A 17495-nucleotide genomic window follows, 5' to 3' on the forward strand; every position below is an offset into this window, starting at 1 on the left:
ATTATATCATATTGATAATCAAAATATTACAAACGGCGAATCCAAAGTAATCAAATTAAACAAAACAGGCATCAAAATATCCTGTTTTTCATCACCGGGCAGATAATATCCACACCATAGTTTTGCATTCAAATAATCAGTTTCACAGTCCATGCCGAGTAGAAGATTCTGTTTTTATGTGTTAAAAAAGTGTTTCCGATATAAGAGTAGCTTATAGAATATGTGTCTCACTTATGTAAACACAATAAAATAATTAATATCATGAAACGGAAACAGAGTACAACTATGAAACACAAACTATGGATCATAATAGGACTATTCATACTATGCCCAAACATAGTTAAAGCACAAATCTGCATTACCCAAGAAGCAGAACAGCGTGCCCGGGAGCTGGTCTCTCAAATGACGCTGGAGGAAAAGATCGATTACATTTCAGGTCCCAAGTCTTTTTATATCAGGGCGGTTCCACGATTGGGAATCCCCGAAATAAGATTGGCCGACGGTCCGCAAGGCATACGAAACAATACCAAAAGTACCTTGTACCCGTGTGGAATCCTTTCAGCATCGACCTGGAACAGAGAATTAGTGCGAGAGTTGGGGCATGGGCTTGGACGAGATGCCAAAGCTCGTGGAATAAGCATTCTGCTGGGGCCCGGTGTTAATATCTATCGGTCACCCTTATGCGGTCGTAATTACGAGTACTTTGGCGAAGACCCTTATCTGACCAGCGAGATTGGCAAGCAATATATACAAGGTGTTCAAGAAGAAGGCGTAATGGCCACCGTGAAGCATTTTGCGGTAAACAATCAAGAGTGGAGCAGGCACAACGCCAGTTCGGATGTAGACGAGCGCACACTTCAGGAAATCTACTTCCCCGCCTTCCGCAAGGCTGTAGAAGAAGCCCAAGTGGGTGCCGTGATGAACAGTTACAATCCTGTGAACGGAGTACATGCTACCGAAAACCCTTGGATGAACATCGACATCCTGCGCAAGCAATGGGGCTTTAAAGGTATTCTGATGTCCGACTGGACTTCAGTCTATTCCGCCGTAGGTGCTGCCAACGGGGGGCTGGACCTTGAAATGCCCGTCGGTAAGTTCATGAACAAGGAACAACTGATACCGGCTATAAAGAATGGCATTGTAACCGAAGCCACTATTGATGCCAAAGTGCAACACGTGCTTCAGACATTGATTGCTTTCGGATGTTTCGACTCACCGAAAGAAAGCTCCAATGTTACCAAAGATAATCTCCAATCCAAAGAAACAGCCCTCAAACTAGCAAGAGAAGGAGTGGTACTGCTGAAGAATGAACGCCAAACCCTGCCCTACCGGAAAGGTAAAACTCTGATTCTCGGTCCCAATGCCGACATTATTCCTACCGGAGGAGGTAGTGGGTTTGTCACTCCATTTTCCGTAGTATCGGTATACGATGGCATGCGCCAGTTGCGAGGCGACAAGCAGGTGGAATTATTATCCGACAGCCTTCTTTATAAAGACCTCGCCGACCAGTTTTATACAGACAAGCAGTTTACCCAAAAGGGATTCAAGAGCGAATATTACAACACTCGCAACCTGACAGGAGATATCTTCCGGACAGGTATCGAACCTGGAATTGAATATGCCTGGAAATACGGTGCACCATTTGCAGGTATGCCCACCGATCAGTTCTCCGCCCGCTGGACAGGAGCCTATCGGGCTCAAAAAGACGGGACCATCAAATTCCAATTGGCAGGTGACGACGGTTACCGATTGTTTGTAAATGACCAGCTCATTACGGGCGATTGGGGGAATCATTCCTACAGCACACGCAGTGCTTTCATGGAAGTGAAGGCAGGAGAAGTGTATAAGCTAAGAATGGAGTTTTTCGATAATGTAGGCGAAGCTACGGTCAGTTTTCGTGCAGGGATGATGGATGAAGCCCAACTTGCCACCTCCTTGAAGCGTGCGCAAAACGTCATAGTATGCGCCGGGTTCAACAGCAGTACCGAAGGAGAAGGTTTCGACCGTCCGTTTGCATTGTCGCACGGTCAGGAGTATCTTATCAATAAAGTTGCAGCCTTGCACAACAACGTAACTGTTATAGTAAATGCAGGAGGCGGAATAGACTTCCGCAATTGGGGGAATAACGTTCCATCCATCCTAATGGCATGGTACCCCGGTCAAGAAGGAGGGTTGGCATTGGCAGAAATCATCACCGGAAAAGTATCACCGAGCGGGAAATTACCAATCAGCATTGAGGAGAAATGGGAGGACAATCCTACATTCAACAGCTACTACGATAACCGCAGCGTAGCTCATAAACGTGTGCAATATACCGAAGGCATATTCGTAGGCTACAGAGGTTATGACCACACAGGCAAGAAACCGCTCTATCCCTTCGGCTACGGGCTATCTTATAGCAACTTTGCATATAGCAATCTCACTGCCGAAAAGACTGGAACCAATAACATAACAATAAGTTTTGACATCAAGAATATAGGAAAGACCGATGCCGCGGAGATAGCGCAAGTTTATGTTAGTGATCTCCATTCGTCCGTACCACGTCCACTGAAAGAATTGAAAGGGTACGACAAAGTTTATTTGAAACGTGGAGAAAGCAAACGCATAAGTATCTCTTTATCGAAAGAAGCCTTCGCGTTCTATGACATCAACACACATCAATTCATAGTTGAACCGGGCGAATTCAAAATACAGGCAGGCCCCTCTTCTGCCGAATTACCATTGACTACAACACTCAGTTTATAATCCCAAAGCTATAGAATATGAAGAAACTGCTAACACTCACGCTTGGTTTGTGCACATTCGGAATCATGAATATCTCCGCACAAATCATGCCCAAAGATAAATTCGTCAATAATTTGATGAAGCAGATGACCTTGGATGAAAAGATAGGCCAACTGGCTCAGTGCACCTTCCGAGGCAACTTCACAGGACCGGATGGGGCGAATCTTCCGAAAGAAGAATATGTAAAACAAGGGAAGATAGGTTCGATGCTGAACGTGATAGGTATTAAGGATATACGTCGTTTTCAGGAACTGGCTCTACAGTCCCGCCTCCGCATTCCACTCATTTTCGGTTTGGATGTGATACATGGTTACCGTACCGGCTTCCCCATCCCCCTTGCCGAAGCCGCCAGCTTCGATTTAGAGATGATTGAAGAAGCCGCTCGCTACAATGCCTTAGAGAGTGCGGCCGATGGTTTGAACTGGGTTTTCGCTCCGATGGTCGACATCTCTTGGGATGCCCGATGGGGACGTGTCATGGAAGGTGCGGGCGAAGATCCCTATTATGGTTCACGAGTAGCCGAAGCCCGTATACATGGCTTGCAGGGAAATAATCTAGCCGATACCGCCACCGTCATGGCTTGCGTTAAGCATTTCGCCGGATATGGAGCACCCATAGCAGGAAAAGAGTACAATAGTGTGGACATGTCATTGGGGCAATTTGCCAATTTCTACATGCCCACTTATCAAGCCGCAATAAAAGCAGGAGCGGCAACGGTAATGAGTGCATTCAATGACTTCAACAACATCCCTTGCACCGCCAGTGACTTTCTGCTTAATCAATTGCTCCGCGAAAAGTGGGGCTTCAAGGGTTTTGTAGTCTCCGACTATAATTCAGTAGAAGAACTGGTGAATCATCGTTATGCAGCCGATAAGAAGGATGCAGCAGCCAAAGCCTTGAATGCGGGCCTCGACATGGAAATGGTTAGTACCTGCTATCTGACTTATCTCAAAGAACTGATACAAGAAGGTAAAGTTAAAGAAAGCGTTCTGAACAATGCCGTACGACGCATTTTAGAGAAGAAATATGAACTCGGTCTGTTCGAAGATCCTTTCCGTTATTGTAATCCGGCACGTTCGACCCGTGTGCTCAATGCGCCGGAAGTTCGTAACGCCTCCCTCCGTATGGCGGAGCGTTCCATCGTATTGTTGGAAAACAAAGGCTCGGTACTTCCTGTAACACCGCAAGTAAAGTCAGTAGCGCTGATAGGTGGTCTTACCAAGTCGCGTGACGATATGGCAGGAGCTTGGGCGGCCATAACAGACCGTAGCAAGATAGTAACCCTGCACGACGCATTGCTTCAGCAAGGACTGGCAGTGAACTATGCCGACGGTTACGATTTAAAGACTAACCGCATGACCGGTTTACAGGAAGCCCTTCAGGCAGCTAACGCATCCGATATTATCATTGTAGCCATAGGCGAGAAAGCCAATCAAAGTGGTGAGAAGACTTCAAAAGTAGATATATCTCTTCCCGAAGAGCAACAAATGCTGGTAGCCGAACTAAAGAAAACAGGAAAACCCGTGATTGCCCTCGTCATGTGTGGTCGCCCTGTTATCTTCAATCAGGCAAAGAAGCATGCAGATGCGGTATTGTGCACTTGGTGGTTGGGAAGCGAAGCAGGTAATGCTATTTATAATGTGCTTTGGGGAAAATATAATCCTTCTGCCAAACTCCCCATGACCTTTCCTGCACATGTAGGTCAGATTCCTATCCACTATCAGCAGAAGAGCTCCGGACGACCGACTAGCTTGAAGCAAGCCTATACAGCATCCTATATTGATTCTTCCACCGAACCGGCTTATTACTTCGGTCATGGTTTGTCCTATACCACTTTCGGTTATTCGGATTTGGATGTAAAGCCGGGGAAAACACGCGGTACCCATGCATTGGTTTCCGTAAAAGTAACCAACCAAGGGCAATATGCCGGAGAAGAAATCGTCCAACTGTATGTACAGGATAAGACTGCCTCCGTGACACGTCCAATAAAAGAGCTAAAAGGTATCCGGAAAATAAAGCTGGAAACAGGCGAAAGTCAAACCGTTACTTTCAGCATAACCGATGAAGCAGTAGGTTTCTACGATAATGATATGAATTATAAAGTGGAACCGGGAGATTTTATCTTTATGGTAGGAGGCAGCAGCAATAACTTGCAGCAGATCACTTTTACCCTCAAAGGATAAGCAACCGAACAACCGAACAATACACTTTTCAGAAAAGATAAGTGTATTGTTCTCCCAAAAACTTCTTGATATGCTTTAATGCTTTAGTAATCTGAGCCTCCACCGTCTTTACCGAAATATCCATTTCATTCGCAATTTCCTGATTCGTCTTGCCCTCTTCCCTACTCTTACGATAGACTTGCTGGCACTTATCGGCTAACGCACAAACCGCTTCTTCAATCAAATGATTCAGTTCTTCCATTTCCAAGGAAGTATCAGCAGCCAACTCATAAGCACAGTCTTCCGATTCTTCTACACTGACAGTAATCTTTTCATCGCGCAGCGCATTCAGGCAACGGTTGCGTGCCGCCTGAAAAAGATAAGCCTTGAAAGATATCTTCAGTTCCAACGTCGCCCGATTCTCCCATAAGTTCATGAATATAGTCAAAGCAATCTCTTCCACCTCCTGCTTATCCTTTACATAGAGTAACATAAAGCGGCAAAGTGAAACAAAATAGGTATCGAAGAGGTGCTTAAACGCCTTCTCGTCATCTTGCTTGATTAATTGTAACAATAGGATATCGTCTGTTGCTGACATACTTAATAGAGTATAATAGTATTAGACAAGGCTATTTTATGCAGCAAAGGTACTAATATTATTCATTCTTAGAAAATTCTAAAAAAAATAATTGATTGGAGTAAGGGTCAGGTCAAAGTGATGTGTCATATAAGTGAAGGCCTCAAAAAGATATTATCATGATGATGAAAAAAAGTGTTCCTTGGAATTTAATCATTCCTAAGCTGAAACAGGAAATTTCCGCAGACGAAGAGCGGCAATTGGATACTTGGTTGCGCAACAGTAACAACGAAGCGCTATTCCATGAACTACAGCAACTATGGGAGAAGATTCAGGCAAACGTAGATAACTATACGCCCAATACTGAATTTTACTGGAATGAACTGGTCAACCGCATGCATGCCGCACAACCGAAACCAGCCGAAGCCCCTGCAAAGAAACGCTTCGAACTGAAACGGATGTACCGCTATGTAGCCGCAGCTTGCATAGCTATTGCTATCGGTTGTTCATTCTATATAGGTTTCCTCAACGGACAACCCGAACCCGTACCACAACTGTACACCAATTTGTCGGGCAAGTCGAAGGTACTCCTTCCTGACGGTAGCGAAGTATGGATGCATACGGAGACAGCATTACAATACGTCTCACAAATGAATGGAGACGAGCGTATGGTAAACGTCACCGGTGAAGCCTACTTTGACGTGGCACACGATGCCGACAAGCCTTTTGTGGTACAAACAGACGGCATGCGTATCGTAGTTCACGGAACCAAATTCAATGTCGATGCATTCCCCGGCTCGGAGAATACACTCGTTAGTTTGGTCGAAGGCTCCGTCTCTTTGGAAACCAAGACCATGAACCGTTTCCTCAAACCGGGCGAAACGGCCATTTATAACCGGAAAACCCAGACGCTAAAGGTAGAAAAAGATGATGTAAAATTTGCATCGTCGTGGGCCAACACCGAACTGATCTTCAAGAACCGTTCATTGGGAGATATCTGTAAATTGCTCTCCAAGTGGTATCGGGTTAAGATTGATTTGGACCCGACATTGGCACACAAATATTTCTATACGTTTACGTTGCGTAACGAACCGCTGGACGAAATCCTGCGCATTATGGCTCGCATCCAACCTATGAAATATACCTTTAGTGAAGAAAATGAGTTAACCATCTCGTTTGCAGATACAAAATAAAACAATTACAAACTTTAAATGCCTATGTAAATACAGAGATTTGAGATTTTTAGACTACTAATAACCAATAAAACAGATGTAACTATTCAAGAGGTTTAGTTACATTCAAGACCTACATTAATCTTTAAATTTATAATAATTATGGATATAAGAAAGCAACTCATTGTTCTTATACTGATACTTCTGTGTGCTCCCGTTTCTGCACAAAAACAAGAGAAACGTATCACACTAAGTTTCACAAACATCTCACTATCAGAAGCTATGCCCAAAATAGAGAAGGCAAGCGGATATACTTTCTTCTACGAATCACAACAGTTGAACGTAAACCAGAAAGTCAGCCTCAACGTGAAGAACGAAACAGTCGGCAAAACCATTGCCGCCCTACTCAAAGGAACAAATATCAAATTTGAAATCGACGCAACACACATCATTCTATATACCGGAAAGAATGCAAAGCCATCCGGAGACCCTCAAACAATAACAGGAACCGTAGTAGATGAAAACGGTGAGCCGATTATCGGAGCCAATGTAATGGTAGTAGGCACCAACACAGGTGTAATTACCGATATTGATGGAAAATATTCTATCAACGCTCCCTTCGGAGCTAATCTACAGATTTCATACATCGGCTTTATTACCCAATCTATCAAAGCCGGTAGTAAGAACCTTGTAAAATTGGTAGAAGACAGCAAAACACTTGCCGAAGTCGTAGTAATCGGTTACGGTACCCAACGTAAATCGGACTTGACCGGTGGTCTTGTATCTGTAGACCAAAAGAAGCTGAACATGATAAACAGCAGTAACCTGATGGACCGCCTTGCCGGCCAGATTCCGGGTTTGAGCGTAACCACCGGTGATGCCAAACCGGGTGCTGACCAGACTCTACGTGTTCGTGGAGAGAACTCATTGAGCGCAGATAACTCTCCGCTTATTGTATTGGATGGTATTCCTTACAATGGTTCTTTGAGTGACATCGACCCCAACATCATCGAAAACCTAAGTGTATTGAAAGATGCATCCGCAGCAGCTATCTACGGTTCTCGCGGTTCTAACGGTGTTATCCTTATTCAGTCAAAGAAAGGCAAGAAAGGTGCAGCACAAGTTACGTACAAAGGACAATTCAGAATGTCACAGCCTCAACAGACCATCGACGTGATGACTCCGGGTGAATACATTACATTCAAACAAGACATCGCCCGTCTGAAAGATGGATGGAGCGGTGACCAACTGAACCCTGAAAATATATTGAGCGCCAGCGAACTTGTAAACTATAAACAAGGCATCACAAACGATTGGCAAGACCTCATTTTCCGCAATGCCTTTACAATGGAACATCAAGTGGGCATCTCCGGCGGTACCGAAAGCACTACTTATATGGGTGCAGTTTCTTACTTGGATCAAGAAGGTGTAGTTTACAACTCCGACATGAAACGCTACAACCTGAACTTAAGCGTGACTCAGGTATTGAATAAATGGTTGACCATCGGTGTACAGACTCAGTTCGTACAAAGAGATGGCGGTGGCATTACTCCCAACATCGAACATGCCGTAAAGCAAAGTCCTTATGGTATCTTCAAAGACGAGAATGGTAATTACTACGAAGAACCTATGGATCAGTCGTTAATCATCAATCCGATGGCTAATGTCAATGCCGACCAGGATCAGACAAACCGCAACTTCTTCATCAATACCTATGCTGACATCTTATTACCTGTAAAGGGACTTTCTGCCCGCACGACCTTCGGTTATAACTATCGTAGTGGTTTCACAGGTACTTATTATGGCCGTGATACCAAAGACGGTAGAACAGCCAGTGGTAAAGCCAGCATCAGCAATGAACATTACTGGGATTATACTTGGGAAAACTTGCTTAAATACAATCGTGAGTTTGGCAAACATCGTTTTGATGCAACCGGTTTGTTCAGTGTACAACAAACTCAAAGAAAGAAGTCCAATCAATCTGCCGAAAGCTTTGTGAACGATGATTCCAGCTATCACAATATCAGTGCCGGTGAAAATAAGAAAACCGTAGGTTCCAGCTTACAAGAAACATCCATGTTGTCTTACATGCTTCGTTTGAACTATTCGTATGCAGGTAAATATATGTTGACCCTGACCGGTCGTTCCGATGGTTACTCTGCTTTTGGTGCCAACAATAAATATGCAATCTTCCCCTCAGTAGCAGCTGCATGGAACATCGCTTCCGAGAATTTTATGGAAGGCGCACAAAGTTGGTTGGACCAATTAAAGCTACGTGTATCCTATGGTTCTAACGGTAACCAAGCTATCAGCCCTTATCAGACATTGGACCGTCTGCACCTCACCAACTACATTTGGGGCGACGGAGGCACAGGTGTTAATGGTGCTTATTTGGCTAATGATGGTGTAGGTAATCCTAACCTGAAATGGGAAACTACCAATACCTTCAACGTAGGTATCGACTACTCTTTTTTCAATGGACGTATCAACGGTAATATCGAAATGTATGTTGCCAATACCAAAGATTTGCTGATGAAGCGTACTGTACCCATCATGAATGGCTATAAGACCATCTGGGACAATGTGGGCAAGACTCGCAACAAAGGTGTTGAAATCACTTTGAACACTGTAAACATCCGTAAGAAAGATTTTGAGTGGAGCACCGGCATCATCTTCTCACTAAACCGTGACAAGATTGTAGACCTGCGTGGTGACAAGAAAGATGATGTTACCAATAAATGGTTCATCGGCAAGCCCCTGAGAGTATATTATGATTACGAAGTAGGTGGTATCTGGCAAGAAGGCGACAAATTTACTTATACCGCAGACGATGGCAAAGAAAAAGAAATTCAAAAAGGTGCCAAACCAGGTTCAGCCAAAGTGAAAGATGCAGATGGAAACGGCTATATCAACTCTGATGATAAAGTGGTGGTTGGTTCCAAAAATCCAAGCTTCCTGATGTCAATGAGCAATACTTTGACCTACAAGAATTTCTATCTATCATTCTTGCTGAACGGTACTTTCAAAGTAACACGCGAATTGAATGAGGCCAATATCGGTAGCTGGAGCTACAACCTCTACAATTATCTGCATAATGCTGACTATTGGACACCCGAACACACGAATTCCAAATATGCATCACCGGTATATAATAACTTCGATGGCCATGCTTATTACAAGGATTACACCTATGTTCAAATCAAAAATATTACCGTAGGGTATAATTTTGATGCCAACTTTATCAAGAAATTAGGTATCACCGGTTTGGGCGTTAACCTCAGCGTAGAGAATCCTTATACATTCTGTGACATCCGCAGCGTATTGAACTACGATAACAGTTGGTTTGCTTCATATCCTACTGCCCGTTCTTATGTACTGGGATTGAACTTAACATTCTAAACACTTAAACTTATATACAATGAAGAATTATATATCAAAAGCCGCTATTGCTCTGCTAGTGACGTTATCAGCCACCGGTTGTTCCGACTTCCTCGACGAGAATCTGAAGAGTGAATTAGCTCCGGACAATACTTATACAAGTACCTACGGCTTTGAAGTCGGCTCTACCGGACTCTATGCCGAAGCACGTTCCGAATATAACACATGGGGCGAAAACGGAGCATATATGCACAATGCCGCTTGCCCGTACGAGGCTCTGCAAATTGCTACCGACCTTGCTACAATGGGTACCAAGGATGGTTCTATCCAACCTTTCGGCTATCTTACATTAACTCCGAATACCGGCATTGTAGGTTCCTATTGGAACTGGGCTTACAGCTTAATAGCAGGTGCCAATGAAATGTTGAAATACTCCGAGATAAACACAAACTGGGACAAGAGTACAGACAAGGCACTCTATCAGGCAGAATCACGCTTCTTCCGTGCTTACGCTTATCGCACACTGGTTTATCTGTATGGAGATGTTCCTTATGTTGACAAGATTCAGGAAGACTTTAAAGTAGACTTTACTCGTACTCCGAAAGCGGAAGTAATTTCTCACATGGTAGATGATTTGAAGTTTGCCGTTGACAATCTTCCTAAAGACCCTGATGCTGTAAAAGTAGGAAAGTTAACCAAATGGGCTGCCGAGCATCTGTTAAGTGAAGTCTACCTAATGCAAGGAGATTATACTAAGGCAGAAACGGCTGCTTCTAACGTTATTGAAAGTGGTTATTTCCACTTGATGGAAGATCGTTTTGGCGAGAAAGCTAAAGAAAAAGGAGATGTATTCTCTGACTTATTTGTAGAGAATAACCAAAACCGCACTTCCGGTAATACGGAGAGTATTTGGGTGATGCAATTTGAATATAATACCACCGGTGGTGGTACAAACTCTGATGATTGGACCCGCCGCGCTTGGGAACCCAAGTATTTTGAGATTCCCGGTTTTACATTGGCCGACTCCCTTGGTGGTCGTGGACTGTCTCAACTAGTTCCTATGAAATGGTGGATTGGTGAAGACGCAGGTTTCTTTGATAAGAATGACATCCGTAACTCAGAGTATAACATCAAGCGCGACTGGTACTATAACAATCCCAAGATGCCTGAAACTTACGGTACGAAAGCTCAGATTACTGACGAAACATGGTTTACTACTTATCGTCTTTATCCTGCTTTGACTAAATTCTTCTACGGACGTGCCGAGAATCTTTCTTTGACCGGTGCTTTCCGTGATCGTATGAAATTCCGTTTATCAGAAACCTATTTACTTCTTTGTGAAGCAAGACTAGGAAAGAAAGATATACCGGGAGCCCGTGAAGCTATCAACGTAGTACGCCGCCGTGCCCACGCTACAGAGATTACCGATAAAGAAATGACATTAGACTTCTTATTGGACGAACGTATTCGTGAATTAGTTGGTGAGGAATCACGCCGCTTTACTTTGGTAAGAACAGGCAAACTATTGGAACGTACACGTAAATACAACACAGAATCAGGACCTGCTATGCGCGACTATCATGCATTGTGGCCCATTCCACAAAGTATTATCGACTCAAACACAGGTGCTGAATTCCCACAGAATCCGGAATATTAATAGATATTAGTTTAGAATAAGGTAAAAAAGATCGTTTTCAAGATTCTCATCAAGGGAATTGTCGGTGTCCATTGAGAACAAAGGCAATTCCCTTTATTATTTAATCAAACAATTATGAAGATAAACAAACAAATTATTACAGCATTGTTTCTGCTTGTTTGCGCTACAGCATTCTCACAAGTACCCTTCAGCAAAGCCGAGATCAAAGGTCTAATGAAGCAAGTGGCAGATTGGCAGATAAAGAATCCCAGTACCGAACACGAACACCACGACTTGGACTGGACCAACGGAGCACTTTACGTCGGTATGGCTGACTGGGCAAAGTTGGCAGAGCAGCAAGACCAAGACAGCACATACTACCAATGGTTATACAAAATCGGTTCCCGCAATGGGTGGCAACCTTACAAACGGATGTACCACGCCGATGACATAGCCGTATCACAATCTTTTATAGACCTATATCGCAGGTATAAGAAAGAGAACATGCTCATCCCTACTTTAGCACGTGCAGAGTGGATAGTCAACCATCCTTCCGATGGCCCTTTCAAATTAGTAGAAAACAATAGCAAAACGTTGGAACGCTGGACTTGGTGTGATGCCCTGTTCATGGCTCCCCCCGTATATGCCAAGCTATACCGTGAAACCGGTAACCGCAAGTTTCTCCAATTCATGGATAACGAATACCGAGCCACATACGACTATCTGTTTGATAAGGAGGAAAATCTCTTCTATCGTGATTGGCGCTACTTCGGTAAGAAAGAAGCCAATGGAAAGAAAGTATTTTGGGGACGTGGCAATGCCTGGGTACTAGGAGGATTAGCAGAAATACTGCAAGAACTACCCAAAGATCTGATAGAGCGTGCATACTATGAAGAACTCTTCATCAAGCTATGTACGCGTGTCGCCGAATTGCAAAATGAAGATGGATACTGGCATGCCAGTCTTTTAGACCCAGCCTCCTACCCTTCGCCCGAAACAAGTTCTACCGGTTTCTTCGTCTATGCACTGGCTTATGGTGTAAATGCAGGTATCTTGTCCGAAGATGATTTCATGCCTGTTATCATCAAAGGCTGGAAGGCACTGACCGATGCGGTAGACGCAAATGGCAAACTCGGCTGGGTACAACCCATCGGAGCCGATCCGCGCAAAGTAACCCGCGACATGACCGAAGTATATGGCGTAGGCGCTTTTCTGCTAGCCGGATGCCAAATGTACAAAATGGCAGTCGATACAGAAGCTAACTATATCAAGATATGGCCGGACAAGAAAACAATGTTGGGAAATCCCTTAAGCGGATGGGTAGTATATGGCAACGAGAATGTCAACGATGACTTCTGGAAAAAGTACGACCATATTTATGTGGCCGAGAAAGGAACCACAGTAAAAGTTTCCGACTATGCCCGCACACTGTACATCCGTACTCATTGGAGCACCTTCAATCCTGCCGAAGGCGTATACGGATGGGATACTGACGAGAAGTTGAAAAAGGTCATCCAAGGAGCACTAGACAGAGGAATGCGACTTTCTTTCCGTGTGGTAGTCGATAGCCGTGACCGGAAGAATGAAGCCACTCCGGCTTATGTCTTCGATGCCGGAGCCAAATATTATACTGACCGTGGGTTACGCTCTCCCTATCCTGACGATCCTATCTTTCAGGAGAAATATGCGAAGTTCATTGAAGCCTTTGCCAAAAAGTACAACGATCCTGATTTAGTGGAATTTGTAGATGGTTACGGACTGGGCAAGTGGGGAGAAGCACATACCATGAAGTATATTGACCCTAAGAACCGCGAATCTGTATTCAACTGGATTATCGACTTATATTCCAAGTACTTTACCAAAGTCCCCTTAGTCATCAACTACCACCGCTGGATGGGAGCCGGCAAAGACTGGGCTGGCGAAGAAAACTTCGACCCGGATAGTGAACGCCTGCTGGTCAGTGCCTACAATAAAGGTTATTCTCTACGTCACGATGCCTTCGGAATGCGGGAGTATTATGGTCAATGGGAACGCAAACATGTAAAACCTTGGATCATGAAGCGCCCTGTACTACTGGAAGGTGGTTGGATTGTCGGCAAGCATTCTTTCCAATTAGATACTAGCGGTTATAAAACAGCAAAAGATGTTCGTATGGGCGAGTATGAGGATGGCAAAGAAGCTTACGTCAATATGATGGATTTCCGTGTAGGCGACGAAACAATAAGTTGGTTTCGGGATGCTTTCCCCTTAGTCGAGCGTTTCATTTCTGAAGGTGGTTATCGTTTATATCCCGACTCTATCGTTGTCCCCAAAGAAGTGAAAAGCGGTTCTAAAATAAAAATAACCCATCGCTGGAATAATTTAGGTTGGGGTTATTGTCCAACCAACATTCCCCAATGGAACCAAAAGTATAAAGTAGCTTTTGCTTTATTGGATAAAAAAGATAAAATAGTATACTCATTTCTTGATACAAAGACCGACCTATCTACTTGGATTAAAGGTACTCCCACTACTTACGAATTTGCCCCGAACATACGTGGTGTAAAAAGTGGTAATTATACTTGGGCAGTTGCCTTAGTTGATACTACCAAAGGAAATGGCAGCAATATAAAAGGTTTGAATATGGCTGCAAAAGGAAACTTAACAAACTCCGGCTGGCTGAAGTTAGCAGAAGTGATTGTTAAATAGTTAATCCCCTAATAAAAGAAAATCCCGTAAGACATGATCTTACGGGATTTTCTATATCAGTACTTCAGAATTAAGTTTACTTATTTCTTTGCCGGCAACTGCTTCAGCAGACAATCTACTGCCACTTTCAATTGTGCATCATCACCCTTCAAAGCAGCTTCCGGTTCATTGTAAATCAATATATCCGGTTGTAATGTATGGTTTTCAAGATAATTACCTTGCATATCCATACAACCTACCTGCGGAATACCGAACACAATGCTCGGATCAATCTGACGTTCCCACCAAACAGCGGTCATCGTTCCGGCAACAGGTGTACCAACCAACTTACCTATACCTAGAGTTTTATATACAAAAGGAGTACCGTGTGCGTTACTATAGTTATCCTCGCAAACCAGCATACATGATGGTTTCAACCATTTATTGAAAGGATCGCTACCAATATATTGCCCACGCGGAACAAACCGTTCATACTCTTTTCCACTTAGCAAGGTCACAACGTCATCGTGCAACCATCCGCCACCATTGTGGCGAACATCCACTACAACCGCTTCTTTAGCACGATTCTGTTCACTCAACAAATCAGAGTATATCTTACGGAAACTTTCACTATCCATTCCCTTGATATGAACATAACCGATGCGACCACCGGAAAGCGCTTCTACCTTCTTACGGCAATTCTCCACCCAACGCTTATAAAGTAGTTCGCTTTGTGCACCGGAAGTAATAGGCTTCAAGGTCTCTTCAAAACGTTTACCTGTAGCAGGATCATAAACAGAAAGCACAACTTTACGTCCGGCCTTACCTTCCAGCAACGGGAAGTAATCGCTACCTGCTTTTATGGCAGTACCGTCTATCTTCTCGATAACACAACCGGGTTTCACATCCGTTTTCTTCTTTGTCAACGGACTTTGAGCAATGATTTCCTTTATCTTTAATCCATCGCCGGTATAAGTATCATCGTAGAATACACCTAAATTAGCGGTGGCTAACGGAGCACCGGGAGCAGAATAACGTGCACCGGTATGCGAGCCGTTCAACTCACCCAACATTTCACTCAACATTTCTGTAAAGTCATAGTTGTTGTTGATAGATGGCAAGAAGCGTTTATAAGTTTCTTTATACCCGGTCCAGTCTGTTCCTTGCAAGTCGGCTACATAGAATTTATCATCTACTTGCTGCCAAACATGATCGAAAATATATTGGCGCTCACCGTATGGCTGATAATCAAAGAACGCTTCAAACTCAATCGGAGTAATCTTGCTACCTTCTATTTCAATCTTCTTCATGCCATCGTAACTGCCAAGGAAAATGTTCTTCCCGTCTTTATCGGATAGCAAAGCACCAGCACCCACTTTCTTCAAAAGAACTTTAGTCGAATTCTCTTTCAGATTGTGTTCCCAAAGATCATATCCGTCTTCAAAAGTAGATAGATAATAAAGAATATCCCCTTTTTGTGTAAGTATGGCATCTGCCATGTGTGAAGAGTTCACAGTAAGACGTACAATACGGTCGAAACGATTGGCAAGGTCAAACTTCAAAGGTTCCACTTTCTTTTCTTTATCCTTGTCCTTATCTGTATCGGCTTTCTTTTTAGTATCTTTTCCATCCTTTTTCTCTGCTTTTTCCTTCTCTTCCTTAGCAGCCTTTTCAGCCTCTTCCAGCAAAGCAGTCTCTTCTTTGTTCATCAAGAAGCGGTCGTATGCTTCAGCATCAAAGAACATGATATACGTATCATCTTCAGAGCCCCAGCTACCATGACTACGGTATCCGGCACGGTCGCTAGTCCAAATCATAGCCTTACCGCCTAATACCCATTTGGCATTACCATCGCTATATCCGCTTTGAGTAAGATTTACCATTTCGCCTTTACCGTCGGCATTCACCAATACAACATCCTTGTTATTCCAACCGCCAACACCGATATAGTCCGAAAGAATCCATTTGCTGTCGGGGCTCCATTGGTACCATTGGTCGCCATCAGAATAAGAATATTGATATTTACCGTCCATAACCGTACGCACTTCTTTCGTTTTCAGATTGATGACGCGGATGGCAGTACGGTTTTCAAGGAAAGCAATTTCTTTTCCATCAGGACTGTATTGAGGTTGGAAAGAAGCCACGTCAGAGTTTATCAACTTCTCTTCTTTTAATTCCGTAGCGTATGTAAACAGCTTTTCGTCTTTACGGACAATGCTTGAAGTATAAACTTGCCAAAGTCCGTTACGTTCAGAAGCATAAACCAATGTACGACCATCAGGAGCAAAATTTATATCACGTTCCTGACAAGGAGTATTGGTTATCTGTTTCGTAGTTTTATAATCTACAGAAGTCACATAAACATCACCACGCAGAATAAAGGCAACTTCTTTTCCGTCAGGAGATACAGCCATTTCCGTAGCACCACTACTCTTAATCTGACGAATAAGATCTTTATCATTTTTATCAGAAACGATACTTATATTCACTTTATTGGGTTGACCGCCCGGAAGGAGCGTGTAGATTTCTCCATCATAACCATAGCAGAGTTTACCATCAGCCGATCCACTAAGGAAACGTACCGGTTGCTTGGTGTGATGCGTAATTTGTATAGCAGTCGAAGCACCCGGTGTACGTTGGTACACATTGAAAGTTCCGTTCTCTTCGCTCAGATAGTAGAATGACTTTCCATCGGGAGCCCAAACCGGTTCACGATCTTCTCCACCAAAAGTGGTCAACTGCTGGTAATGAGGTTCTTTAGCTGGATTGTACATCCAAATGTCACGGGCAATAGGTGATACATGGTGTTTACGCCAGTAGTCCTCGTATCCCTTCTTGTCCTGATAAAGCATTACTCCCTCTTTGTTGATAGAGATACACTCCATGGGCATGGACGAAACCATCTGCGGACGTCCGCCTTCTACAGAAACTTGATACACTTGACGGAACTGTCCATTGGAAGGGAAAACCACCGCCTCAACGGAAGGCATTACATCTGCCGAAAACAAGATATGCCCTGCATCGCTGAAAGCCAGCGGAGTTTCACTGCCGGAATGGGTAGTCAGTCGACGAGGTTCACCACCTTCTTTAGAAACAAGATAAATATCCATGCTCCCTAA

At 43.8% G+C, this 17495-nt stretch carries 7 protein-coding genes and 1 pseudogene; 6 read left to right on the forward strand and 2 right to left on the reverse strand.

The window, feature by feature from the left end:
- Positions 1–285: 285 nt before the first annotated feature.
- Both Q1W14_RS01670 and Q1W14_RS01675 read left to right on the forward strand, forming a co-directional pair.
- Positions 286–2745: a glycoside hydrolase family 3 N-terminal domain-containing protein gene (locus Q1W14_RS01670; RefSeq protein WP_300698640.1), complete on the forward strand. Its 2460-nt coding sequence runs from the start codon at positions 286–288 to the stop codon at positions 2743–2745.
- A 17-nt stretch (positions 2746–2762) separates the two neighbouring features.
- A complete protein-coding gene (locus tag Q1W14_RS01675) occupies positions 2763–4967 on the forward strand; it encodes a glycoside hydrolase family 3 N-terminal domain-containing protein (RefSeq protein ID WP_300698642.1) in 2205 nt (734 codons plus the stop codon).
- Positions 4968–4995: 28 nt separating this feature from the next.
- Here the strand turns inward: Q1W14_RS01675 and Q1W14_RS01680 are convergent, their stop codons facing one another.
- Complete coding sequence (locus tag Q1W14_RS01680; RefSeq protein ID WP_300698643.1) at positions 4996–5544, reverse strand: RNA polymerase sigma-70 factor; 549 nt, start codon at positions 5542–5544, stop codon at positions 4996–4998.
- Between the two features lie 164 nt (positions 5545–5708).
- Here Q1W14_RS01680 and Q1W14_RS01685 point away from each other — a divergent pair, with 164 nt between their 5' ends.
- The 4 genes and pseudogenes from Q1W14_RS01685 to Q1W14_RS01700 form a co-directional block, all read left to right on the forward strand.
- The gene (locus Q1W14_RS01685) at positions 5709–6716 is read left to right on the forward strand and encodes a FecR domain-containing protein (RefSeq protein WP_366945714.1); all 1008 of its coding nucleotides are present in this window, start codon (positions 5709–5711) and stop codon (positions 6714–6716) included.
- A gap of 141 nt (positions 6717–6857) precedes the next feature.
- The gene (locus Q1W14_RS01690) at positions 6858–10094 is read left to right on the forward strand and encodes a TonB-dependent receptor (protein ID WP_300698645.1); all 3237 of its coding nucleotides are present in this window, start codon (positions 6858–6860) and stop codon (positions 10092–10094) included.
- A 19-nt stretch (positions 10095–10113) separates the two neighbouring features.
- On the forward strand, positions 10114–11730 hold the full coding sequence (locus Q1W14_RS01695) for a RagB/SusD family nutrient uptake outer membrane protein (RefSeq protein ID WP_300698647.1): 1617 nt from the start codon (positions 10114–10116) through the stop codon (positions 11728–11730).
- Positions 11731–11844: 114 nt separating this feature from the next.
- Positions 11845–12954, forward strand: a pseudogene (locus Q1W14_RS01700) (glycoside hydrolase family 88 protein); the annotation flags it as partial.
- A 1523-nt stretch (positions 12955–14477) separates the two neighbouring features.
- On the opposite strand, the gene Q1W14_RS01705 reads toward Q1W14_RS01700, so the two are convergent.
- On the reverse strand, positions 14478–17495 hold a 3018-nt coding region (locus Q1W14_RS01705), incomplete at its 5' end, for a S41 family peptidase (protein WP_300698648.1).

This window comes from Bacteroides sp. (assembly GCF_030151085.1).
Lineage (GTDB): Bacteria > Bacteroidota > Bacteroidia > Bacteroidales > Bacteroidaceae > Bacteroides.

What these genes read in the sequence shown, in the direction of transcription:
- Q1W14_RS01670 (WP_300698640.1), top strand. Translation starts at nt 286, where the DNA reads ATGAAACACAAACTATGGATCATAATAGGACTATTCATACTATGCCCA.
- Q1W14_RS01675 (WP_300698642.1), top strand. Translation starts at nt 2,763, where the DNA reads ATGAAGAAACTGCTAACACTCACGCTTGGTTTGTGCACATTCGGAATC.
- Q1W14_RS01680 (WP_300698643.1), bottom strand. Translation starts at nt 5,544, where the DNA reads ATGTCAGCAACAGACGATATCCTATTGTTACAATTAATCAAGCAAGAT.
- Q1W14_RS01685 (WP_366945714.1), top strand. Translation starts at nt 5,709, where the DNA reads ATGAAAAAAAGTGTTCCTTGGAATTTAATCATTCCTAAGCTGAAACAG.
- Q1W14_RS01690 (WP_300698645.1), top strand. Translation starts at nt 6,858, where the DNA reads ATGGATATAAGAAAGCAACTCATTGTTCTTATACTGATACTTCTGTGT.
- Q1W14_RS01695 (WP_300698647.1), top strand. Translation starts at nt 10,114, where the DNA reads ATGAAGAATTATATATCAAAAGCCGCTATTGCTCTGCTAGTGACGTTA.